We start from the raw sequence: 22532 nt of genomic DNA, 5'->3' as shown, positions 1-22532 counted from the left end.
AAACATTGAGGCGGAAAGCGTTTTCTCACCCTCCTTGAACCATTGCGAGGGATGCGCTTTGCCATGTATTGAAACGTTCCAAACCGCGTTCGGCAGGCCCACTGCCGCCCAGCATCAAAGGAGATGTTCTTTGGCTTACCCCATGAAGTGTTCCTCCCGCAGTACCAACGGCCGTGCGTTCAGGGGCCTGCCGTTGGCAGCGTCAGCTTCCCTGGCCGCCGCAGCCATAGCCCTGACGGGACTCCCGGTCGCCCAAGCAGCTCCGGCCCCGGTCGGCCCGCCAACGCAATCCGGTCTTCCCGGCGTCGTGCCTGCCGAAAAGGCTGGCCCGACGCTCAAGCGCCAGGTGGAATACCTGGACCGCGCACCCGTCGCCGTCTTAACCGATCAAGGCGTTACCGTGAGCTGGCGAATGCTCGGCCTGGATGAGGACACCGTCGGTTTCCAGGTGTTGCGTGACGGCGTCAACATCACCGAGGAGCCCATCCGCAACGCCACAATGTTCGTGGACCCTGACGGAACCGCGGAGTCCAGCTACGTCATCAAGACCGTTGGAAATGGCCAAGGCCAGGACAAATTGACCGAAGCCGTCACGCCGCTGGCGCAGAACTACGTGGCCATCAAGCTCGATAAGCCCGCCGACGGCGTGACTCCGGACGGCAAGGCCTACACGTACTCGGCCAACGATGCCACCGTGGCCGACCTCGACGGCGACGGCAAGTATGAGGTCATCCAGACGTGGGCGCCGTCCAACGCCAAGGACAACTCGCAGTCCGGCTACACGGGCAACGTTTACGTCGATGCCTACAAGCTGGACGGTACCAAGCTGTGGCGCATCGATCTGGGACGCAACATCCGCGCCGGCGCACACTACACCCAGGTTCTGGCCTACGACTTCGACGGCGACGGCAAGGCCGAAGTTTCCTTCAAGACGGCGGACGGCACCCGTGACGCGGCGGGCACGGTGATCGGAAACGCCGACGCCGACTTCCGCAACAGTTCCGGTTATGTCCTGTCCGGCCCGGAATTCCTGACGGTCTTCAAGGGCGAGACCGGAACCATCATGGATACGGTGGCTTACGCACCCGAGCGCGGCACCGTTTCCAGCTGGGGCGACACCTACGGCAACCGCGTGGACCGGTTCCTTGCGGGCGTGGCGTACCTCGACGGCGAACACCCGTCCATGATGTTCAGCCGTGGCTACTACACCCGCACCGTCCTGGTGACGTACGACCTCGTGAACGGCAAGCTCGTGAAGCGGTGGACGTTCGATTCCAACCTGGCCGGTGACCAATACAAGGGGCAAGGCAACCACAACCTCTCCGTAGTGGACGTGGACCAGGACGGCAAGGACGAGTTCGTCTTTGGCTCCATGACCATCGATGACAACGGCCAGCCGCTTTACAACACCAAGTTGGGCCATGGCGACGCGATCCACACCAGCGACCTTGATCCGTCCAGGCCCGGCCTTGAAACCTTCGCTGTCCACGAAAGCATGAGCCAGAGCGGCAACAGGGGAGCCACCTTCCGTGACGCTGCCACGGGTGAGGTTCTCTGGAGCATCCCGGCCATCAAGGACACCGGCCGCGGAGCAGCAGGGGACATCGATCCCCGATATGCCGGGGCTGAAGGTTGGGCGGTAGGCGGTTCCGCTGCGTGGGATTCACCCGTAGGCCAGCTGATGTCTGCCAAGGGAGAGCTGATCGCGGAGAAGATTCCCGCAGCGAACTTCCTGGCCTGGTGGGATGGCGATCTCCTCCGTGAGATTGTGGACCACGATTACGATGCCACGGTGTCCCGTGGCGTTCCGACCATCTCCAAGTGGAATTGGGAAACCGAACAGAGCGACCGTCTCCTGACGGCCGACGGCGCCCGCAGTAACAACACCACCAAGGGAAACCCGTCCATCCAGGCAGACATCCTGGGAGACTGGCGTGAAGAGATCGCCTGGCCATCCACGGACAGCACCGAGCTGCGCATCTACACCACCACGGCTCCCACCGATGTTCGCCTGCGGACGCTGATGCACGACACCGTATACCGTACGTCCGTCGCCCGGGAGAACGTGGCCTACAACCAGCCGCCGCACCCGAGCTTCTACATCGGCGAGGGCATACAGGTGCCGGCGATGCCCGCCGTCGCCTATGCCGGTCAGAACTAGCGGCCCTTAACAACGCCCTTGCAACCAGAGGTTATTAACAGGAGTGCCGCCCGGATCTTGGTGATCCGGGCGGCACTGGTTGTTTCTTCTGTGGGGGTGCCCGCTACCGCTGGCCGGGCAGCCCGCCCATAGGTGGGATGTAACCCGGGCCGAAGCCCTCGTCGTCCTTCCGTTCCGCGGCACTGCGCGTATCGCTGTCCGCTGTCTCGTCGGAATCGCCGTCCAGATCTGCCAGGCCGTTGGTCTGATCGAAGGCGTGCGTGATGGGATCTACGATCGGGACGTCGGTGGGTGCATCCTTGTCGGCCCCTGTTGAAGCCCCTGCTGCTGCGCTGGTGCTGGCCGCTGTTGCGGCACCGGCTGCTGCGCTCGTGCTGGTTGTCGCGCTTGTGCCGGTTGTTGTGTCGGCAGGTGTAGCCATGGTGCTCGTGTCAGCAGCCCGTTCGGGTGCCTTGTGCTCGACGTATTCCTTGAACTTCTTCAAGTCCGACTCCGCCTGCCTTTCAACCACATGTAATTTGTCGCCCAGGAATTCAAGGACGCCGTGCGGTTCGTATTCCAGCGACAGATGCAAGGACGTTTGGCTCGGTCCGGCTTCCTTGAAGTCCACCCAGCCGGCATTCTTGGCACCTTCCACCGCGGCCCAGGCCACGGCCCGGTCCATGTCCTGCTGGACGATCTTTGCTTCCCAGCGGCGATGGACGCCAGCGATCTCGGCTACCCATTCCAGACGGTCCTCGCCCAGGCGCGTCACGCGTTCCACTCCGCCCATGAAACGGGGAAACTCCTCGAAATGTGTCCATTGACTGTAGGCCGTACTCACCGGAACGTTGACCAGGATTGTCTTGTCTACCTTCGTGGTCACAATGTCCTCCTCTGACTCGGTTCGGTTTTGCCCGAGACGACGTCATGCGCCATCCATTAATAAGCTTACTTACCGTGGGACTTCCTGACCCTTTTGGTTTTTTGAGCGCGCAAAATCGACCCATTTGGCTCAGTTTCCGCCCGCGGCGGCGGCAAGGAAGGTTGGAAACCAACATGCCTTTCCCCGAGCCCTGGCTAGGAGATCACCCTGCCGTCCTGGATCAGGAATTCGAGATGCTCCGACATATCTGCCAGCACGGAAACGTCCGCCACGGGGTCGGCGCCGAGCACCAGGATGTCCGCGTCCGCGCCAGGTGCGATCACGCCAAGTTCACCTTCGCGCTCAAGCAGCTGGGCCGCCGTCGTGGTTGCTGAGCGGATGGCGTCGATTGCTGGCTGGACCTTGCCGAGCAGTCTGAACTGTTCGTTCTGATGGCGGTGCATGCCGCCCAGGAGATCGGAGCCGAAAGCCATTTTTACGCCGGCTTCGTGTGCCCGGGAGATGGCCTCCAGCCCGCTGGTTAGTACGGAGTCCACCTTGGCCCACATCTCCTCGGTAAGCCCGAATTCCTTGCCCTCTTCCTTCAGTGCCCAGTACGTGACGAGCGTGGGAACCAGGAAGGCGTCCTTCTCGATGAAGAGCTTGAGGCTTTCGTCGTCCAGGAGGTTTCCGTGTTCGATCGAGCGGACGCCGGCTTCGAGCGCTCGGTTGATGGCGCGTGCTGTGTAGGCGTGCGCCGCGACGTAGCGGTTGGCGGCTTCGGCTTCTTCCACCGCGGCCCGCATTTCTTCCATCGAGTATTGGGTGGAGTCGATGCGGTCCGTGGGGGAGGAGACTCCACCGGATGCCATGATCTTGATGTGGTGGGCGCCCTTGCGGATCTCGTCGCGGGCGGCTGCCCGTACTGCATCGACGCCGTCGGCTACGCGACCGATTCCGCAGCACCCACGCCCATTGGGGTCGTGGTCTTCGCCGGGAAGGCGCATGTCGCCATGGCCGCCGGTCTGGCTCAGGGCGTGGCCGCAGAAATGGATCTTCGGACCCTCAAGCAACCCTTCCTGCTGGGCCATCGCCAGGCCGAAATCAGCGCCGGACAGGTCGCGGACGGTAGTGAAACCGCGGCGCAGCATCTCTCCCATGATCCGGGCTGTCTGTGCGTACACATACGACGCCGGTGTCCAGGTCAGCGAGCGGAAGTCAGCACTGGACGCGACCACATGGACGTGCGCATCAATGAGTCCCGGGATGACGAACTTGCCGGTGCCATCAATCACGCGTGCTCCGGAAGGCGCCTGGGCATCGGCGCCGATGCTGCTGATCTTTCCATCAACACTCACGACGTCGGCAGTGGAGTACGTGCCTGCCTTGACGTCCAGGACGCTTGCGTTGCGGATGACAAGCGGGGCGGCTTTGGGGGTGGTGCTCATGCTAAACGGTGTCCTTCCCGGGGGCTTCGGTATCTGCAGTGACTTCGGTGGGTGCGGGGACTTCGGTGGGATGGGCTTCAAAGGCTTGGACGAGTTCGGCCAGATTCGCGTTGACCAGCTCGACGGCGGCTTCCACGCTGTGCTGCGTGTACTTGCCTTCTGCGTCCAGTAGCGCCAGGACACCTACAACGTTGCGTTGCGGGTCGAGGACAGGCACATTGATGACGGCGCCGCAGCCGAGTTGCTGAATGAGCGCAGAGTCCGCGAAGACGTCCCTCAGTGCTGTCAGATCGGGGGCCAGGAACGGCTTCTTGTGCTCAATGACCGTCCCAAGCCAGCCTGGTGAGATTTCGACCGTCTTCTCGCCGCCCACGGGGTACTCGGCCGGGTGGCTGGTGAACAGCCGCCTGAGGCTGGAACGTTGGGGGATCCACTGGAGGGCGGTGAAGAGGATGACGCCGGGGTCCTGCTGCAGGGCGTCGAAAGCGTGTTGGAACGTAGTGTCGGTTTTCGTGAAGTTTCCGCTCATTGCTACGCCTTTCCTGCTGGAGCCGGATCATGTTCAGCACGGGCGTTGATGTCCTCCAAGGACTTGCCCGCCGTGGAGGCGCCGAAGATCACCACGCCAAGAACGCCAATGGTCAACACCACCGTGGTCATCGTGAACACCCCACCGAAACCGAGGGCCGCTGAGAAGATGCCGATGATGGATGGTGCGAGGATGCTGCCGATACGACCAACTGCGCTGGCCAGGCCAACACCGGTGGCGCGCATCCACGTGGGGAAGAGCTCCGGAGTGTAGGCGTAAACACCGGCATACGTACCGTTCAGGAAGAAGGACAACGTTGCGGCGGCTACCAGGATCATGCCGGAATCATTGGATTGGCTCAGCCAGAACGCGCTGAGCGCCGATCCCGCAAGGTACAAGGCAATGGTGTTCTTGCGGTCGATCCGGTCGCACAGCCATGCTGCTGAGAAGTAGCCCGGAATCTGTGCCAGGTAAATGATGATCGAGTATTCAAAGCTCTTGGTTACGGTGATACCCCGGCCAACCAACAGCGTGGGAATCCATGAGAAGAAGCCGTAGTAGGAGAAGGTGATCACGAACCAGATCAGCCAGATAACGGCCGTCCGACGACGCATGGCCTTTGACCACATGAACTTCAGGGCGTTCCAGATGCTGATCTTCTGCTCATGCTTGGCGATCTCCTCTTGGGCTGGAGGCAGCGAAGCGAGGTCTTTGCCGGTGGCTTTGACGACGCTCTGTTCAAAGCGCTCCACCACCTCTGTTGCTTCGGCCACGCGGCCACGGCTGATCAGGAACCGCGGGGATTCAGGCAGGCTACGGCGCCACCAGAGCAGGAGAAGGATGGGTATGGCCGTAACCACTTGGGCCCAGCGCCAGCCGTCCTCACCCATAGGCACGATGAAGCGGCCAATCAACGCAGCGCCCACGAAGCCGAAGGAGAAGAAGCCGGCAAGGGTCCCAATGAACCAGCCGCGACGCTTTGGGGGAATGAACTCTGACAGGAACGGCGCGATGATGACACTTTCTGCGCCCGCCCCCAATCCTGCAAAGATCCGTGCAATCAGGAACACTTCGAAGGTGGGAGCCATGGCCGCAACCACTGACATAACGCAGTAGAAGGCGAGGGCCCACAGCATGACCTTTTTCCGGCCAAATCGGTCGCCCATCCATCCGGAGAGGATCGCGCCGAAGAAGAAGCCCAGCGGGGCAGCTGAACCTACCAGGCCGAGGCTGGCATTGCTGAGGCCCCACAATTCCTGGATTCGAGGGAGCAGGAACGCGACCACTGCGCCGTCCATGCCGTCGAATGAGTAGCCGAGGCCTCCGATGAGGAGAAGCTTGTAGTGTGGTCGACTGAGAGCCAGACGATCCAAGCGTGCGGTGAGAGACATGGTGATTCCTGCCAAAGTGGGCCAAGTTGTACATTTTTAGGAATATGCACAAGTCTGTGCAGATGCGATGTATCGAAGGTACGGCGAAAGTGTGAGGTAGGTCAATAGGTGGAAGAAGATTTCGACTCGTCAACGTTGACTGAGTGGCTCGACAGTCGTGTCCAGGGCCGGAAGCTTGCAGCACGCCAAATGCAGGTGGTTGGAATCCTGCGCTCGCAGCCGCGCCTTGCCTCCTACGGGTCTGTGAGTGACATTGCTGCAGCAGCCGCTTCGAACGCCTCCACGGTGACCAGGACCGCTCAAACATTGGGGTTCAAGGGCTGGGCTGACTTCCAATTCGAGCTCAGGTCACGGTTCCTGGCGTCGCTGAGCGCAGTGGAAGTTGCTGCGGAGCATAATGGCCATATCAGTAGTCCTGCACAGGCTGCCGTCTCAACCGATCGCGCGAATTTGGCCCATTTTGAACGAACTTTGGACGCCGACACCATCCACCTGATTGCCAAGGCCATCGCCGGTGCCCGACAAACCTTCATTGTGGCAGCAGGAAGCTACGCCATCCCCGGCAAGGCCTTGGAGCACAACGCAATCATCGCCGGCTACAACGTCCGGCTCCTCGATGCCGACGTCGCTGCACTGACAAATGCCATCGCGCGGCTGGGCGCCGAGGACCTGGTCATCGCCATCAGCCTTTGGCGGGTTTATGACAGCACCATTCGCGCCGTCGATATTGCCCACAACATCGGTGCGCCGGTTGTTTCCATCACTGACAGCGCAGGGTCACCTGTGGCCGTGCATGCCCAGCATCGGATCGTCGTGCCCACCGAAGGCGCCGGTTTCTTCCCGTCCCTTACAGGTGCGGTGGCCGCGGTCCAGGCGATCGCCGTCGAACTTGCCTCCCTGGACCGCGAACGCTCCAACCAGAACATCGCGGCTTCGGAGCGCACATGGGACCAGATGCGGATCATGCATCCGCGGTCGAGCTCCTAAGGCCGCGGCGGCAAAGAGGGTCGGGAACCAACAGGACTTACGACGCCGGGCCCTCCTCACCCGCCAGCGCGCCTCCAACAAGGGCCAGGTTTTGGATGACGGCCAGTCCGAACTGGGCGGTGTCATTGGTGGAAACGGTCGGAGCCTCGTCCACGGGCTGGAGGACATAGGGCGGCAGGATCTTTTTCAGCGTGAACGCCTCGGCATGGTTCAAGTTCTCCCCGCCCTGGGCAAAGCTCTCCCATGCCAACCCGGCCAGGTCCAGGGACCCTAGTCGGGCTGCCGCATAGGCCGTGAGTCGGCTGTGCGCCTGAGTCAGGTAGATGCCTGCAAGGGGCTGTCCTACTTCGGCGGCTTGCTCCTCCGGCGAAGCCAGGAATAGCCGGCAATACTGCATCCATGCTTTCTCGAAGGATGCATCCGGCACCAGGCTGATCAGTTCGCTGCAGATTTCCACCAAACCAAAAACGGCGCTCAGGTGCGAGACGCTGATGACCTCGCGTCCGGCGTCGAACCTTCCTTTGTCCAGGTCGTAGAGCGCCTCGCCGGTGAGGAAGCCGTACTTGAGGGCGCCGATATCGGCCATGGTTCCCAGGAGGCGGTCGCGTGAACGGGGGTTGCCGGTGCGTTCCCAGTCGGTGAGCCACGTGGCGGCGAGCGAGCCCCAGTCTGTACCCAGCCCGACGCCCAAGGCGCCGCGGTCCGGGCGGTAGGTCTCGGCGTCGGGACGCACTTTGCGTACGGGGTCCAACCCCAGGAAGTTCTGGTCGCTGTCCACCAGTTCGGTGAGGAGATCGCCGGTGCGCTCATCGGCGGTCAGGTAATAGTAGAAGCGTCGGTAGGCGGGGGTGCTGATTCGAAGCTGCTTGGCGCTGCAACCCCAGTGCTGCACGTTGTGCCGCGAGCCCAGCCCGCGCCAGGGGCCAAGGTGGTACACATCCACTTCGCCGGTGTGGCGCGTCATTGCCTCGGCAAAGCGGAAGACGTCGGCCCGGCCCGAGCGCAGGTACATGTACCAGAGCCAGAGATCGGGTGAGAGTTCCGAGTTGTCCCACGCGTAGCCGCCGACGTCGTAGCGCCAGACGTGCCGGTCGGAGTCGTAGGTGTGCATGACGTCGCCGTAGTTCCAGAATCCGTACCAGCGGCGCTGCTCTCTTTGGCCTTGGTAGAAGTCGAACAGGAAATCGAGCTTGTCTTCGAGTGCCGCCCGCGCCGGAGTGCTGCGGTCCACCGGCGCCCAGTCGCCGAAGACGCCCGCGGAGTGCAGGTACTCAGGCGATGGCTGCAATAGCGGGGGGGACGCTGCCCGGGCGTCCATGGCGAGGGATTCGGCGCTGGGCGTGGCGTCGTACGCGAACAACGTGAGCTCGTGGGTCCGTGCAATTCCCGTCGGATTTCCGAATCCAGGCTCGTAATCCTCGTACGTAATCTCGAGCCCCTCGAGTTGTTCCTCGAAGGTGTCCTGGCCGAGGCCGTCGTGATAGAAACGCAGGTCCATCGGCTGGGCTTCGGGGGAGTAGAGCCAAGCGGTCAGCGTTGCCTCCCGGGTGGCTGCTCCGCGGATGTCCAGCTGGCCCGGGTGCGACTGCCAGAAGTCCCGAACGCCAACGCCGAAGCCGCCTCGGAGGTCGCTCAGGGAGCAGAGTCCCGCCGATCGCGTCCCGCCAGAGATGCCCACCCAACCGTGGCCCGGGGCCGTGCGTTTGCGGAGCTCGAAGCCGTCCGCGCTCAGCTGCGTGAGCGTGTAGTCGTTCCATGTGGGGATGAGGTGGAGCCGTTCGGAAACCAGGGGGCTCCATTCGTTCACCGGCGGAGTGGGTTCCCCGGCGACCTGGGCTTGGCGGACTTTCTCCCCAGGATCCCTTCTCAGGCCGGTGAGTCCGCGGACCGCCTCCACAAGGAATCCGCCGTCCGCTCCGGCGATCCGGACGTGGCGATCGTGCAATTCGCTCTCGAGCGGGATGGTGAACCGAACTCCAAGTCCGGCCAGGAAATCCTGCCCGGCATCGCCGTCCCAGATGAACGAATGCATCATTCGGATGCTCCGCGCGCCGGCGTAGAAGTAGAAGCGGACGGTGAATGGAAGCCACTCCCTTTCGCCCAGGTCCGCCCGATGGCGGCCTTCCAGACGCACGACGGCGCGAACGGGACCGCGTTGCTCGACCGTAAGGGACGTGACTTCGCCAGTGAGGCCTTCGCGCGTTGTGCTGCCAGCTCCCTCGGCAACGTCGTTCTGCAGCAGGCTCACGAGCCGTCCGTCCTTCGCCACCACTGAACCACCGCGGGTCAGCGTACTGAACAGGCTCGCTCCAGACCGCGGCAGGACCATTTCCAGGGTCCCGGTGGAGACGGTCACGGACTCTTCCCTTTCGGTGACCGTCACCTCGGGCGATCGTTCGACGCCGGCTGCCGGGCCGCCGTCGTGAGCTTGCTTGCCGCTGGAGGTGACGGAGTATGCGCTCGCCGGGTTGCCCGTCGCGCCCAGGGCGATGCCCGCCCACTTGAGGGAACCGTCGGGCCAAGTAGCGAGCGGCCAGGTTTGGGCGTTGACGTGGCGTCCGCGGGCATCCATAACGGATAGCTCAGACGCCTGCGCGACGGTGCCGCGTGCAAAGGGCATCCCCCATGTTGTGCCACCGCTCAGGGCGGCGGGCGGTGCGCCATCGAGCCACGTGATGGGAGCGTGCTGAGTCATGTTCGAGTCCACCTAAAGTTTCGGAAAGCGCTTTCTTTGTTACGTTTCAAGAAACTTACCTCCGGGTGTCGTGAGCCGCAAGGGGTGACCGCTGGATGACCCCAGCGAACAATTGACACGCCCGCATCGCGGCGATATCGTACAACCAAATGGTTGTAGATCAGCTCAATTCCGTACCCTCCAGTGATGTGGACCTTGACCGGTTGTTCCACGCGTTGGCAGATGGCACTCGGCGGGACATTGTGGCCAGGGTGACATCCGGGGAGTACTCGGTGTCCGGATTGGCTGGGCTCTACACCATGAGTTTCGCGGCCGTGCAGAAGCATGTCGCGGTCCTGGAACGGGCCTCCCTGGTGACCAAGGAGAAGCGTGGGAGGGAGCAGATCGTGCGGGGGAACCGTGACGGACTGCAAAAAGCCCGGCGTCTGCTGGACCAATACGAAATGATCTGGCGGCAACGTGCCGGCCGGATCGCCGAAATTCTCGGTGAAGACTAGGAAGGGATCTGCCATGACCGTGGTCAGCGTGGACAAGAATACGGAGGCCCTAAGCCTCACAGTCGTTGCCGAGTTCGATGCCGGCGTCCAGCGCGTTTGGAAAATCTGGGAGGACCCACGCCAACTTGAACGATGGTGGGGGCCGCCTACCGTCCCGGCCACGTTCGAAACCCACGATTTCACGCCCGGAGGCAAGGCCGCCTATTACATGACGGTGCCCGACGGAACAAGGGCCCACGGCTGGTGGCAGTTCACCACCATCAACGCCCCGGACCACCTCGAATTCGACTACGGATTTGCCGACGATCAGGGCACCCCCATGGGCGAGCATGGAGCCGCGCACGCCACCGTCAAGCTCGAGCCCATTGGCGACCGCACCCGCATGACCATGTCCACGCGCTTTGACTCTGAAGAACAGCTTCAGATGATGTCGGACATGGGCATGGAGGAAGGCCTGCGGGAGGCCATCGGTCAGGTCGACGCACTCCTCGCCGAGCCGGCCAACGCCTCACTCCAGTAGCGGCGGCCAAGAAAAACCGGCGACGGCGGGAGCGTCGCGCCGTCGTCGGCGTATCGTTTAAGTCCCGGCCGCCTCTTGGAACGGACTTGTGTCATGGCGCGATTGATCATCATGGGCCCTCCAGGTTCCGGCAAAGGCACGCAGGCGGAAGTGATCGCCCGGCATTTCTCGATCCCCGCGATCTCTACGGGAGACCTCTTCCGTGCACATGTTCGGGACAAGACAGAGCTCGGCGCAGAAGCGGGCGAGTACATGGACCGGGGCGAATTTGTTCCCGACCACGTCACCACGGCCATGCTCCGCCAGCGGCTGGAGGAAGGTGACACGGGGAACGGGTTCCTCCTTGACGGCTACCCGCGCACTGTCATCCAAATTGGTGCCCTTGATGAGATATTGGCCGCGAGGCATCAGGCGCTCGAAGTGGTTCTTGTGCTGAATGTGGAGGATGCCGAACTCGTTGCCCGCATGCTTCAACGGGCTCAGGAACAGGGCCGCAGCGACGATACTGAACCCGTCATTCAGCGCCGGCTGGAGCTGTACCGGGACGAGACGCAGCCTGTGGTGACTGCGTACACGCAACGCGGAATCCTGTTGATGGTGGACGGCTCCGGCGATCGGGAATCGATTACGGCGAAGGCCATTGCTGCGGTGGAGAAGGCACTGGCGGTTTAACGCGCCACGGACGAAAGCCCGGAGCCAAGGGTCCGGAGATAGGCCGCGAATCCTTCGGGTGCCCGAGCCTGCAGCCGCCCGGAGGTTGTCACCTTGGTGGTGTCCGTGGCGATGACCGCCAGCCCGAGCCGCCGAAGGCGTTCAACCAGGACCCGGTCCTCGTGGGACCTTAGCCTCGGAAAGCCGCCCGCGGCCAGGTACGCAGAAGCACGGACGCCAAGGTTTGCCCCGTAAATATGGGGATGGTCTTCCCGGGAGGGGTGCAGTTCCCGCCAGCGTTCCAGGACCGCCTCGTCCATGTCCCGGGAGTCCGGCTCCACGGATCCCAAGATGGCGTCGGCACCGGCGTTGGCAAGTTCCACCTGTCGCACCAGCCAGTGTCCCGGGACGGTGGAGTCGGCGTCGGTGGTGGCCAACCACGTACCTGCGCCTGCGCCTGCGGCGAAGGGCAGGCGTTCCAGGGCGGCACGGATGCCGGCGTCGCGGCTGGCGCCCGTGCTGCGAAATCCGACCTCGACCGGGAGGAAACGGAGATCAGCCGAAGTGTACGCAGCCGTGATGCTGGAGGATCGGTCCGTGCAGGCGTCCAGGACCACAGCGATTGAAACCCCGATTCGGGGGTGCTCGCGCTGCAGGGCATCCGCCGCGGTCTGCAACGCCGCCAATGCTGAGCCGATGTGCCGTTCCTCGTTGTGGGCCGGCATGACCACCGCGACGCTCCGGATTTTTTGCCGGTCCGCGGTGGTCACAGCGTTTCACTCGGGGCAATAAGGATCTCCAGCATGAAGTCCCTTTCCCGGTAGATCCCATGCGCGGGCCACGCAAGATGGCTGCGGGCCATTGCGTGAACTGCCTCTGCGTCCAGTTGCCAGCCCGAGATCGGGTGCCGCCAATGGCAAAGAAGCAGGGTGCCGCCGGGCCGGGTGGAAGCCCGAATCCGGTCCAGTAGTTCGCTCAGTTCTTCCGGCGAAAGGTAATAGCCCGTCTCGGACAACACCACCAGGTCGAAGGTCCCTTCCGGCCACTCATCCGGCACAGTGAGGCGGCGGGCTTCGGCCGACGGGTATCCGGAGAGCCGCTGTGTTGCCTGGAGCAATGCCGTGCTGCTGGCGTCCACTCCAAGGAATTGCCGGCAGCGCCGGGCGAGTTCCTCGCTGAGCGTGCCGATGGAACAGCCCACTTCCAGGCCGGAATCATAAGACTCCTTGGGCAAGGCCGCCAACGTCAGGGCACGCTTGCGGCGTTCGTACCAGCTGGAGGAGTAGTCCCACGGGTCCTCTTCACGGGAGTGGACCTCGTCGAAGATCCGCTCGGCGTCTGCTGCTGTGTTGCTCCCCGCCGTGAATGGGTGCCAGGCGAAGGTCTCGAAGTGGCGGGAAAAGTGCTCCAGGAAAGTCCCGGACAGCAGCGTCTCATCACCCGGCTGCTCGGACAATGGTTCCACTTGCGAGGCATGGGCGCCCATCGCGTCGTTCTTGGCGTCCCGCTCCGCCGCTGTTAACGGGACCCGTACCCATGACTGCCAAGCGGCATCGTCGGGTCCTGCCCAGAGCCAATACCAAATGGGGTACTCCAGCAGGCCATGGCCTCCGGCGGCGGCAACCCTGGCTGCGATCGAGCCCAAGGTGTCGTGGTCTGTGTGCCCGTCCGACCGGTACGGCGCCACGATCACCACGTTGTCCGCCGGATGGCCTGACGCTGCTTCGCGAACCGCCTCTTCGATTCGATCTTCATGGGCTGCCAGCCGCCCGTCCGGCAGCTCCAGGAATTGCCACGCCGCGCTGGGAGCCAGCCCGGACACAGCCGTGCCGAACTCAATGAGCCTGATAGCGGCAAGCTGTTCCGACGTCGTGGTTTGCGACTCCGGGTGCGACGCTTCGCCGGCAGTGCAGAGCAGGAGCTTCACGGTGGCCCCGCTGTGGTGGAGCTTGGCCAGGAGGCCGCCGGCGCCGAGTGTTTCGTCGTCCGGGTGCGCGGCGAGCACCACAAAGGCCATGCTTGTGAGTTCGCTTGCGTCCAGCGGCAACTCCGGCAAGGCAGCGACGCCGCTGGCCGCCCATTCCGCCTCGGTTGTTCCCGTGTCTGCGTGCGAGAAGCTCACCATCCGGCGTCCCCATCCAGAGTCAGGGCGCCCAACTGCGCGTCGTCTCTCAGGGCGTGGTGCTGGCGAATGTATAAGGACAGGTCCGCCATTCGTTTTCCGTACGCCTCGTTGAAAGCCAACGGGCCCGGTCCGAGGTTCTGGCTCACAACCGTTTGGACACGTTCGACGGCGGCGGCAACAGTCCCGCGGACGCGCAAGGCTTCGCTCCAGGCGCTGGAGCCGTCTCCACCTGAATCGGCCAGACCGCCGGCGTCGATCCGTTCGGCTGTTGCGGCCAGGTATCCGCCGACGGAGGTGAGGATCCGGTCCACCTCGCCCAGGGAAGCGAGGGCGATCTGGTCCGGGTTCCGGCCGTTTCCTACGCCCGCGGCCAGGGCTGCCCTGAAGTCACGGGCCATTGCCACGGCTCCGCCGAACCAGCACGAGGCCACTCCCATGCCACCCCACGCGAAGCCGGGACGTTTGAAATACCAGTCCTCGTCGCCCACCGGTGCTGCCTTCACATGCTCTAAGTGGACGGTGCCGCTGGGGATTTCCTGCAGGCCCCGGCTGGTCCACCTCGGGATTTCGCACGATACTCCAGGATCCTTCAGGCTGACGGCGAAGGCCGTCCTGCCGTTGCCCTCCGTGTGGGCTGTGATGATGGCATTGTCCAGCTGGGCGGCCAGCGAGCACCATGGTTTGGCGCCGTTGAGTACGTAGTTTCCGGCAGGGTCGGTCTTGGCCTCGAGTTTCGTGCCGGGACCTTCGGCCGCGAAGACTCCCCACGGGCCTGTCGCGATTGCTTCGGAACCGGACTGGGCCAGGATCGCGAGGGCGTCCAGGTGGGGTTCAAGGACGCGTCCGGCGGCCACGTCCACGGCCGTGACGGACGCCAGGAGTTCCCAGAGCTTGGCGGTGTTGCCCTCGCCAGGCTTCGGAGCAGTGTGTCCTATCTCCCCGGCAATGGCCAACAGTTCAGGGATGTTACCCACGGCCGCCCGGATTTGTTCGAGTACGGGTTCGAGGGCTTGAAGTTGAACGGACTCGGAACTGATGCGTACGGGTTGGGCTTCGGGGTCGCTCATGGACTCAAGCATAAACTAAGGAGCCTTAGTTTATGGGCTGCGAGAAGCAAGAACGACGGCGGGAGGGGCATCACTGCCGACTTCCCAGGTGTCGAGCTATTTATGGCATCGCGCCGAGGTGGGACGGAGGTGAGCATTGCGCTGGGTTTCCAACGAGTCCCGCCCGCGGAAAAGTTCCCATTGGTCTCCACATGACGCAATCTATTCACAAGTTTTGTCACAAGAGTCACATCATCTTGTCATTTCACATGACAGGATTCCTACGCTGGAGGAGTCAATGTTCCCGAGCCTTAGGAGTTCCAGTGCCACAACCAAACGACTCCGCTTCCATCTCCACCGACTCCCACAGCCCGCCCGGCAAGAACCCGCCCGGCAACCCGCGCAAAGCCCAAAGTTTCCTCAGCAACCTCGGCGCCGACCTCCCTGCGTCCTTGGTGGTTTTCCTCGTTGCCCTTCCCCTTTCCCTCGGCATCGCCGCAGCCTCCGGAGCACCTGTCATGGCCGGGCTCATCGCAGCTGCCATCGGAGGAATCGTCGCGGGCAGCCTGGGCGGCTCTCCACTCCAGGTGAGCGGTCCCGCCGCGGGCCTGACCGTCGTCGTTGCCGGCCTGGTTGACGAGTTCGGCTGGCAGGTGACGTGTGCGATTACGGCTGCTGCCGGCGTCGTGCAGTTGCTGCTGGGTGTCAGCCGCGTAGGCCGGGCCGCACTGGCAGTGTCGCCGGTGGTGGTCAAAGCCATGCTCGCTGGCATCGGCATCACGATCATCCTGCAGCAGTTGCATGTGTTGCTCGGCGGCCAGGCCGCTGGGTCCGCCGTCGAAAACCTGACCGCACTTCCAGCGGCCATCACCAATGTCGAGTTGCATTCGGCGCTGCTGGGACTGGCCGTCGTCGCGATTCTTCTGGCGTGGAAATACCTGCCCACTGCGGTGCGGAAGATTCCCGGGCCGCTTGCCGCCGTCGTCGCTGTTACCGCTTTGTCTGCAGCAGTTGCGCCCAGCGTCGAGCGCATCAGCTTCAGCGGTTCCCTCTTCGACGCCGTCGCCCTTCCCAGTTTGCCGGACGGTAACTGGCGTGCTGCGGTCATGGCGGTCATCACGGTAGCCCTGATCGCAAGCATCGAATCGCTGCTTTCCGCGGTGGCGGTGGACAAGATGCATGCAGGCACGCGCACCAACCTCAACCGGGAACTCGTTGGACAAGGGTCCGCCAATATGGTCTCCGGCATGCTGGGCGGCCTCCCGGTGACGGGCGTGATCGTCCGCAGCGCCACCAACGTTGAAGCCGGCGCCGCGAGCCGCGTGTCCGCCATCCTGCACGGCGTGTGGGTCCTGGTGTTCTCTGCACTGTTCGCCGGTCTCATCCAGCTGATTCCGTTGTCCGTGCTCGCAGGCCTGTTGCTCGTCATCGGCGCCAAGCTCATCAAGGTCGCCGACATCAAAACCAGCCTGCGCACCGGCGACCTCCTGGTCTACATGGTCACGCTGGCATGCGTTGTTGTCCTGAACTTGCTCGAGGGCGTCATTATCGGCCTGGCACTCGCGGCCCTCTGCGTGTTGTGGCGGGTACTCCGTGCCCAGATCCATGCCCATGCTCCCGCCGGGGAGCAACTGCCGTGGCGGGTCACGGTCGCCGGGTCCTGCAGCTTCTTCGCCCTGCCCCGACTGAACCGCGTGCTTCACTCCGTGCCCGAAGGGCAGGACGCAGTGATTGAACTCAACGCTGATTACCTCGATCACGCATTCCGCGAGGCTCTGGTCGCCTGGCAGACGCAACACCGCTCCAGCGGGGCCTCGGTGCTGCTGGAGGAACACGGAACCACCGCTTTCAGCGACGCCGCGGACAGCACTCCCCAGCGTCAGGATCCACGCGAATTCCCGCTGCCACCCAGGACTTCCTGGCAGTCGTCGCCGCTGGATGGTACCCACCAGGAAGCGCACGACGACGGCGGGCAGCTTCCGTTGCGGTCGATCCTCCTTGGCATCGACAAATACCATCGACGCTACGAAGACAAGGTTCGCCCGCTGGTGCAGGACCTGACCGAGGGGCAGAACCCGGACACCTTGTTTGTTGCCTGCGTCGACTCCCGCGTCAATCCGAACCTGATCACCAGCAGCGGCCCCGGCGACCTTCTGACACTGCGGAACATCGGCAACGTAGTGTGCCGTGATGGCCGGGATGCCTCGATCGATTCTGCCCTGGCATTCGCGGTCAAGGGCTTGTCCGTGGACTCGATCGTGATCTGCGGCCACTCCAATTGCGGCGCGATGAAGGCCGTTATCGCCGACGCCGAGGGTGCGGCCGCAGCTTTGGGTGGGGGCTTCGATGCCTGGCTGGAGCACGCCCGGCCGAGCTACCGCGCGCTGTTGGACGGTCATCCTGTGGCCCTTGCTGCCGAAGCTGAGGGCTACAGCCGCCTGGACCAGCTCAGCATGGTGAACGTAGCTGTCCAGCTCCAGAAGCTCGAAGAGCACCAGGTCACTGGGCCAGCCCTGGCATCTGGACGAGTGCAGGCCACGGGTTTGTTCTACGACATTTGCACGGCCCGCGTGGTCCTTGTGACTCCCCAGGGCATCGAGCAACTGGATCCGAGCATGGCCGTTCACTAGCCTGCCAGCTGGCTTGCGTTGCTTCACGACCTGCTTTGAGCTGACGCTGGCCCCGACACGCCGTTAACTGCGGCGTGTCGGGGCCGCCAGGCTGTCAAAGGGCTTCGTGAAGCAACAGGCTGCGGCGTTCGTGGAACCAGGAAGCCTAGCGGTCCGTGAGCAGCAGGACGTTCCCGTCGAGGTCCCGGACGGTGAAGAACAAGCACACGTCCGGATCGCCCTCCACCACCGACACGCCATGTCCGTTCCTGAGCAAACGATCCCGCATGCCCGTGAGGTCCTCCACCAGGAAACCGCATGTCGCCCAAGCCAGCCCGGGCTCAGCCGCGATCCCGCTGAGGGGACCCATCAGCGTAACTGTGGCACCGCCGTCGCCCGTTAGAACTGCCGACCACTCCGAAACGGTGACAATCCGAAGCAACAGGTGTTCCGAATACCACCTGGCTGCCCGGCCCGGATCCGAGACGGGAATGAATGCATTGGAAACAGTAGTCACGCGCGGCCCTTCCTATGGGGATATTTGGATTGAGAGTAGCCCCCGCCCCTCCCCGTGGCCCAGCAAAGTGCGGAATACTGGAGCCGGAACCACGATTTCCGGCAGGAGAAGGACTGCCGTGCGAGGAGGTGGCGAAACGTGAGCGCCGGGAACAACGCCTTCAGGCGGAAGCTCGAGCGGGGAGCGGAACTGCGGGCCGTCCGATCGTGGGGCGGCAATGCCGAGGAAGATGCAGAGCTTGAGGCGGCAGAGGCGGAGGAGCGGGAGAAACGCCGCAAGGTGGACGACGCCGCGCGGGTCGAATATTTGATCCGGGATGCCATGAACCAGGGCAAATTCGACAACCTCAAATACGCCGGCAAGCCGATCCCGGGCCTGGGGGAGCACTATGACCCGGACTGGTGGGTCAAAGGTCTGATCCAGCGCGAGCAACTCAGCGGGATCGGGCCACCAGCCATTCTCCTACGGATCGAGGACGCTGAACTCGACGCGAAGCTGGATCAGCAGTACACGGAGAAACAGGTCCGCGACATTGTTGAGGACTTCAACAAGCGGGTCGTTGAGGCTCGTCGACAGCTCCAGGGTGGGCCGCCAGTGATCACCAAGCTGAGGGATGTTGACGCCGAGCTGGAACGCTGGCGCGGACGACGTGCCGCGGCGGCGCCGCCCGAGCCGGAGCCCGTGGAACCAATCAAACGTACTTGGTGGCAGCGGCTCTGGAACGGCTTCGGCTGATACGAAATCCGGCCCTACCGTCGGGGATGCGGCTAGGCGAAGCTGTCTTCCTTTGCCTGCTCCGACTCCTTGCGTCCGCCCTTGATCAGCGACGACAAGTGCGCCTGCTGCTGGCGGAAATGGCCGTGGGCCGTGAGGCCGAACTCGTAGGCAGACTCTGCATGCTGGGTGAGGTCCACGCCGGTTACTTCATGTTCGTGGGCCACGCGGAAGCCGATTGTCTTGTCAATAGCGCGGCCGATCAGGAGGGTGCCCAGGCCAGAGAGGGCGATAGTGAGCAGCACGGCAACTGTCTGTGCCACGAGCTGCTGAACGCCGCCGCCGTAAAGGAGGCCACCGGCCACGCCCTCCGTGGGGAAGGCAACGAATCCAAGGGAAAGCGTGCCGATCACGCCGGCGCCGAAGTGCACGCCCACGACGTCAAGGGAATCGTCGAAACCGAACTTGTACTTCAGGTCTACGAACACTGCACAGGCAGCACCGGCAACGAGTCCCAGGCCAAGGGCCGCGAGCGGGGTGATGTTGGCGCAGGAAGGGGTGATGGCCACCAGGCCGGCGACAACGCCGGAGGCTGCACCCAACGATGTCGGGTGTCCGTGGCGGATCTTCTCCGTGACCAACCAGCTCAGCATCGCAGCGGCAGGGGCCACCAGGGTGTTGACCCAGATCAGGCCTGCCTGCTCAACCGTAGTTGCAGCGCCGCCATTGAATCCAAACCACCCGAACCAGAGGATTGCTGCGCCGATCATGATGAACGGGACGTTGTGGGGGCGGTGGTTGGGGTCCTTGGCGAATCCGTGACGCTTTCCCACGATCAATGCGAGGACGAAAGCGGCCGTACCTGAACTGACCTCAACTACGGCACCGCCGGCGAAGTCGATCACCTGGCCGAAGATCTGCGTGACGGCTCCGCCCGCGCTCATCAAGCCACCGCCCCAGACCATGTAAGCCAGTGGGCAGTAGACCACTGTTACCCAGATGGGGACGAAGAGCGCCCATGCGCCGAACTTGGCGCGGTCGGCGATGGCACCGCTGATGAGCGCCACAGTGATGATGGCGAACGTAGCCGCAAAAACTACCTTGAGGAGGTCAGGCGAACCCATGAGGTCCTGGAGGCCGAAATGTGCAAAGGGGTTGCCGAACAGGCCCAGGAAGCCGTCGCCGGTGGTCATCGAGTATCCCCACAGGACCCACACCACGCCAACAATGCCCGCAGAGATGAAGCTCATCATGATCATGTTGAGCGCTGCCTTGGCGCGGGTCATGCCGCCGTAGAAAAGGCCAAGGCCCGGAGTCATGAAAAGCACCATTGCCGATGACAACATCAGCCAGACGTGTTGCGCAGAGATCTCCACTGCGTTCCCTTCTGATCAAGCCTGAACGGGCCCGTTGTTGCACGGCCCTCACTACCCCCCGATCAATATTCGGTGAGCTATGTTTCCGACTCAGAAGAGCTAAGTTGCAGGGAAGTTACAGAAACACCACGTTCGTGAAGATCAGGTGACTGGCATGTTTCAGGGATGTTACCGACGCTTCCCGCGCGGTCATTTTTCGCGAGGCCCTGTTTCGCGCGGCGTTGTTTCGCGCGGCCCTGTTTCGCGAGGCCCTGCCGGGTATCCGCCACGCCTGCTGAAGATGATGATCCCCAAGGCAATCGCCGTGGGCAGCGCCGCGGCCAGCGGCACCAGCTGAGCCCCAACGGTGGTCAGCGCCAAAGCACCGTAGCCGGCACCGACGGCGATCCCCAGCTGGATGGTAACTACTGTGAGGCCGTTGGCCGCATCCTTGTGCTCCCCGCCGGCGCGAAGGATCGCCGCCTGGTTGTAGATGCCGATCGCTCCGAAGGAAACACCCCAGGCGACCATCAGCGCGAAAACCCCCACCCATGTGCCGCCTAGAACCGGCAGCAGCGCGAAGGCAAGCAAAAGAAGCCCGACGGCGGTAATCACCGAACGCCGGGGACGGGAATCGGCGGTCAGGCCGGCAATCCAGATCCCGACCAAGCCCGAGATTCCCACCACGGACAGGGAAATGCCAGTGAGGGCTTCGGGCAATCCGGAGGCGAGCAGGAAAGGGGCAACATATGTAAAGAGTGTGAAGTGTGCCAGCAGCAAGAGTGGCCAAGCGGTGGCCACGGCGATCACGCCCGGTAGCTTGAGCGCCGCCCGGATCGACGGCGTCTTGTGGGTACCCGGATCATGCGCAGCAGGCAGGAGCCAGAACGCCAAAACTGCCAATAGGACGCCAACCCCGGCCAGGACCACGAAGGAAACCCGCCATGTCATGAGCGTTCCCATCAGTGTGCCTATCGGAGCCCCGACTGCCAACGCGATGCTGGTTCCGCTGAAGACGACGGCCATGGATTTGCCCACCGAGTGGGCAGGAACGATGCGCGCCACGTACGGTGCCATGCTCGACCACAACATGCCATGGGCGATACCGCCCAAGAGCCTTGCAACGATGGCCACTTCAAGATTTGGGCTCAATGCCAGCAAGACGTTGCTAAGTGCAAAGGCAAGTACGGTCCCGATCAACAGGGTCTTTCGTGGGACCCGCCCGCCCAGGAGTCGGGACAAGGGAAGGGCGGTGAAGACGATGATTGCTGCATATGCTGCGGTCAGGGAACCTACAGCCGATTCCTCCACACCCAGATCCCGGCTGATCTGGGGAAGCAGCCCGGACGGAAGCAGCTCTGTTGTGACAGCCGTAAAGCCCGCGGCAGCAAGCACCAAAAGGCCGCCCCAAGGGATCTTGCCCGCTGCCCGGGTTTTCGCTGGGCTTGGCTTGGACTTTCCTTCATCGGGTGTCGCGTGCATCTGGGTTTCGACCGCCAAAGGGTCCTGCTTCAAAGATTGCTCCTCATGGATGAATCACGTTTGTGGGCATGTGCGTGAGTAACCCCAACGCTACCCAGCCAGCGGCGCGTGAGGGAGGCTCTGACAGAAACCCCTTTCTTGGGGTGCAGAGCAGGCCTCGCAAGATCCCTAGCGAGCGTAGAGTTCCGTGAAATTCCTCAAGACCCGCATCGGTTCCGTCACCGAGGCTTGCTTGGCGGTTTCGATGAGTTCATCGGCAGCGTCCGGCGGGAAATAGCCCGCGTTCTTGTAGATGTTGATCCTGGTGATGAGGCCGTCGACATCCAGTTCGGGGTGGAATTGCGTGGCATAGAGATTCTTCTTGATGCGGAACATGTGCACCGGGCAGGCTGCGGAACTAGCGAGCAACACGGCGTTTCCCGGCAGCTTGCTGCAGGCTTCCTTATGCCCGACGAATGCTTCGAAGGTGTGGGGCAGGCCTTTGAGCAGGGGATCGCGCTCCCCGTCCGCGGTCAATTTAATCTCCGTGGCACCCACCGGTTCACCGTAGCGGCGATCAATGATGGCTCCCTGATGAACACCCAGGGTTCCAACTCCGTAGCAGGCACCCAAGAAGGGGAAGTCCTCGGCCACGATGCGATCCAGGAGGGCTGAGAGTTCAGCTTCGACGCGAAGCTGGGCCGGGCTCTTCTCCTCCACAGGGTCGCTGGAGGTGTAGGGACTGCCGCCCACAATCACACCGGAGTATCCGGCCAGGTCAATGGCCGGCAATGGTCCTGACTCGAGCCTGATGCGGACCAATTCCTCAGCCTGGAGCCCGCAGTACCGGAGGTAAGCCTGGTACTCGTCATCCGCTGCCGCGTCTTCGGCGCGCGTGGCCAACAAAAGGAAGGGCTTCACAGGCCAAGTCTGCGGGAGGAACGACTGGCTTTCAAAGTCTTTCTGCCGGCTGGGCCGCGGA

19 protein-coding genes are annotated in these 22532 nt (G+C 63.2%); 7 read left to right on the top strand and 12 right to left on the bottom strand.

Annotated features, from left to right (window positions below; genetic code table 11):
- Window positions 1-142: 142 nt before the first annotated feature.
- The gene (locus AC6I99_RS18330; RefSeq protein WP_497961465.1) at window positions 143-2161 is read left to right on the top strand and encodes a rhamnogalacturonan lyase; all 2019 of its coding nucleotides are present in this window, start codon (window positions 143-145) and stop codon (window positions 2159-2161) included.
- A gap of 103 nt (window positions 2162-2264) precedes the next feature.
- Here AC6I99_RS18330 and AC6I99_RS18325 read toward each other — a convergent pair whose 3' ends face one another.
- The 4 genes from AC6I99_RS18325 to AC6I99_RS18310 form a co-directional block, all read right to left on the bottom strand.
- Complete coding sequence (locus tag AC6I99_RS18325) at window positions 2265-3026, bottom strand: SRPBCC family protein (RefSeq protein WP_497944409.1); 762 nt, start codon at window positions 3024-3026, stop codon at window positions 2265-2267.
- A gap of 194 nt (window positions 3027-3220) precedes the next feature.
- Complete coding sequence (locus AC6I99_RS18320; protein ID WP_497961463.1) at window positions 3221-4453, bottom strand: metal-dependent hydrolase family protein; 1233 nt, start codon at window positions 4451-4453, stop codon at window positions 3221-3223.
- A gap of 1 nt (window position 4454) precedes the next feature.
- Window positions 4455-4982: a GAF domain-containing protein gene (locus AC6I99_RS18315; RefSeq protein ID WP_497961462.1), complete on the bottom strand. Its 528-nt coding sequence runs from the start codon at window positions 4980-4982 to the stop codon at window positions 4455-4457.
- 2 nt (window positions 4983-4984) lie between these two features.
- Window positions 4985-6373, bottom strand: coding sequence for an MFS transporter (locus tag AC6I99_RS18310; protein ID WP_224088924.1), 1389 nt, complete (start codon window positions 6371-6373; stop codon window positions 4985-4987).
- A gap of 108 nt (window positions 6374-6481) precedes the next feature.
- Here AC6I99_RS18310 and AC6I99_RS18305 point away from each other — a divergent pair, with 108 nt between their 5' ends.
- On the top strand, window positions 6482-7360 hold the full coding sequence (locus tag AC6I99_RS18305) for a MurR/RpiR family transcriptional regulator (RefSeq protein ID WP_224088923.1): 879 nt from the start codon (window positions 6482-6484) through the stop codon (window positions 7358-7360).
- 37 nt (window positions 7361-7397) lie between these two features.
- Here the strand turns inward: AC6I99_RS18305 and AC6I99_RS18300 are convergent, their stop codons facing one another.
- Window positions 7398-10055: an exo-rhamnogalacturonan lyase family protein gene (locus AC6I99_RS18300; protein ID WP_497961460.1), complete on the bottom strand. Its 2658-nt coding sequence runs from the start codon at window positions 10053-10055 to the stop codon at window positions 7398-7400.
- A gap of 149 nt (window positions 10056-10204) precedes the next feature.
- On the opposite strand from AC6I99_RS18300, the gene AC6I99_RS18295 reads away from it, so the two are divergent.
- From AC6I99_RS18295 to AC6I99_RS18285, 3 genes are all read left to right on the top strand, one after another.
- A complete protein-coding gene (locus AC6I99_RS18295) occupies window positions 10205-10552 on the top strand; it encodes an ArsR/SmtB family transcription factor (RefSeq protein ID WP_497961458.1) in 348 nt (115 codons plus the stop codon).
- A 13-nt stretch (window positions 10553-10565) separates the two neighbouring features.
- Window positions 10566-11072, top strand: coding sequence for an SRPBCC family protein (locus AC6I99_RS18290; protein WP_309928398.1), 507 nt, complete (start codon window positions 10566-10568; stop codon window positions 11070-11072).
- Between the two features lie 93 nt (window positions 11073-11165).
- The gene (locus AC6I99_RS18285) at window positions 11166-11744 is read left to right on the top strand and encodes an adenylate kinase (protein ID WP_224165356.1); all 579 of its coding nucleotides are present in this window, start codon (window positions 11166-11168) and stop codon (window positions 11742-11744) included.
- Here AC6I99_RS18285 and AC6I99_RS18280 read toward each other — a convergent pair.
- The 3 genes from AC6I99_RS18280 to AC6I99_RS18270 are packed head-to-tail and all read right to left on the bottom strand — an operon-like array spanning window position 11741 to window position 14915.
- Window positions 11741-12448, bottom strand: coding sequence for a glycosyltransferase family 2 protein (locus tag AC6I99_RS18280; RefSeq protein WP_309928662.1), 708 nt, complete (start codon window positions 12446-12448; stop codon window positions 11741-11743). The genes AC6I99_RS18285 and AC6I99_RS18280 overlap by 4 nt on opposite strands.
- 41 nt (window positions 12449-12489) lie before the next feature.
- Window positions 12490-13848, bottom strand: coding sequence for a PIG-L family deacetylase (locus AC6I99_RS18275; protein WP_497961456.1), 1359 nt, complete (start codon window positions 13846-13848; stop codon window positions 12490-12492).
- Window positions 13842-14915, bottom strand: a complete 1074-nt coding sequence (locus AC6I99_RS18270) for an acyl-CoA dehydrogenase family protein (RefSeq protein ID WP_497961454.1) — start codon at window positions 14913-14915, stop codon at window positions 13842-13844. Before AC6I99_RS18270 ends, AC6I99_RS18275 begins: the two co-directional genes overlap by 7 nt.
- Before the next feature lie 302 nt (window positions 14916-15217).
- Between AC6I99_RS18270 and AC6I99_RS18265 the strand changes: the two genes are divergently transcribed.
- On the top strand, window positions 15218-17524 hold the full coding sequence (locus AC6I99_RS18265) for a SulP family inorganic anion transporter (protein ID WP_497961452.1): 2307 nt from the start codon (window positions 15218-15220) through the stop codon (window positions 17522-17524).
- A gap of 145 nt (window positions 17525-17669) precedes the next feature.
- Here the strand turns inward: AC6I99_RS18265 and AC6I99_RS18260 are convergent, their stop codons facing one another.
- Window positions 17670-18020 (bottom strand): VOC family protein, encoded by a 351-nt coding sequence (locus AC6I99_RS18260; RefSeq protein WP_497961450.1) that lies wholly within the window; start codon window positions 18018-18020, stop codon window positions 17670-17672.
- A 138-nt stretch (window positions 18021-18158) separates the two neighbouring features.
- Here AC6I99_RS18260 and AC6I99_RS18255 point away from each other — a divergent pair, with 138 nt between their 5' ends.
- Window positions 18159-18755, top strand: coding sequence for a DnaJ family domain-containing protein (locus tag AC6I99_RS18255; protein WP_497961448.1), 597 nt, complete (start codon window positions 18159-18161; stop codon window positions 18753-18755).
- 32 nt (window positions 18756-18787) lie between these two features.
- On the opposite strand, the gene AC6I99_RS18250 is transcribed toward AC6I99_RS18255, so the two are convergent.
- The 3 genes from AC6I99_RS18250 to AC6I99_RS18240 all read right to left on the bottom strand — a co-directional run bounded on the left by AC6I99_RS18250 (window position 18788) and on the right by AC6I99_RS18240 (window position 22471).
- Window positions 18788-20110, bottom strand: coding sequence for an ammonium transporter (locus AC6I99_RS18250; RefSeq protein ID WP_224088915.1), 1323 nt, complete (start codon window positions 20108-20110; stop codon window positions 18788-18790).
- A 189-nt stretch (window positions 20111-20299) separates the two neighbouring features.
- Window positions 20300-21571, bottom strand: coding sequence for an MFS transporter (locus AC6I99_RS18245; protein ID WP_497961994.1), 1272 nt, complete (start codon window positions 21569-21571; stop codon window positions 20300-20302).
- Between the two features lie 168 nt (window positions 21572-21739).
- A complete protein-coding gene (locus tag AC6I99_RS18240) occupies window positions 21740-22471 on the bottom strand; it encodes a glutamine amidotransferase (protein ID WP_224165349.1) in 732 nt (243 codons plus the stop codon).
- Window positions 22472-22532 lie beyond the last annotated feature (61 nt).

The sequence above is a fragment of the Arthrobacter sp. TmtSoilC77 genome (assembly GCF_059739415.1).
This window is presented reverse-complemented; position numbering and strand designations above follow the sequence as displayed.

What these genes read in the sequence shown, in the direction of transcription:
- AC6I99_RS18310 (WP_224088924.1), bottom strand. Translation starts at nt 6,373, where the DNA reads ATGTCTCTCACCGCACGCTTGGATCGTCTGGCTCTCAGTCGACCACAC.
- AC6I99_RS18280 (WP_309928662.1), bottom strand. Translation starts at nt 12,448, where the DNA reads ATGCCGGCCCACAACGAGGAACGGCACATCGGCTCAGCATTGGCGGCG.
- AC6I99_RS18245 (WP_497961994.1), bottom strand. Translation starts at nt 21,571, where the DNA reads ATGCACGCGACACCCGATGAAGGAAAGTCCAAGCCAAGCCCAGCGAAA.
- AC6I99_RS18275 (WP_497961456.1), bottom strand. Translation starts at nt 13,848, where the DNA reads ATGGTGAGCTTCTCGCACGCAGACACGGGAACAACCGAGGCGGAATGG.
- AC6I99_RS18320 (WP_497961463.1), bottom strand. Translation starts at nt 4,453, where the DNA reads ATGAGCACCACCCCCAAAGCCGCCCCGCTTGTCATCCGCAACGCAAGC.
- AC6I99_RS18270 (WP_497961454.1), bottom strand. Translation starts at nt 14,915, where the DNA reads ATGAGCGACCCCGAAGCCCAACCCGTACGCATCAGTTCCGAGTCCGTT.
- AC6I99_RS18330 (WP_497961465.1), top strand. Translation starts at nt 143, where the DNA reads ATGAAGTGTTCCTCCCGCAGTACCAACGGCCGTGCGTTCAGGGGCCTG.
- AC6I99_RS18300 (WP_497961460.1), bottom strand. Translation starts at nt 10,055, where the DNA reads ATGACTCAGCACGCTCCCATCACGTGGCTCGATGGCGCACCGCCCGCC.
- AC6I99_RS18285 (WP_224165356.1), top strand. Translation starts at nt 11,166, where the DNA reads ATGGCGCGATTGATCATCATGGGCCCTCCAGGTTCCGGCAAAGGCACG.
- AC6I99_RS18290 (WP_309928398.1), top strand. Translation starts at nt 10,566, where the DNA reads ATGACCGTGGTCAGCGTGGACAAGAATACGGAGGCCCTAAGCCTCACA.
- AC6I99_RS18295 (WP_497961458.1), top strand. Translation starts at nt 10,205, where the DNA reads ATGGTTGTAGATCAGCTCAATTCCGTACCCTCCAGTGATGTGGACCTT.
- AC6I99_RS18315 (WP_497961462.1), bottom strand. Translation starts at nt 4,982, where the DNA reads ATGAGCGGAAACTTCACGAAAACCGACACTACGTTCCAACACGCTTTC.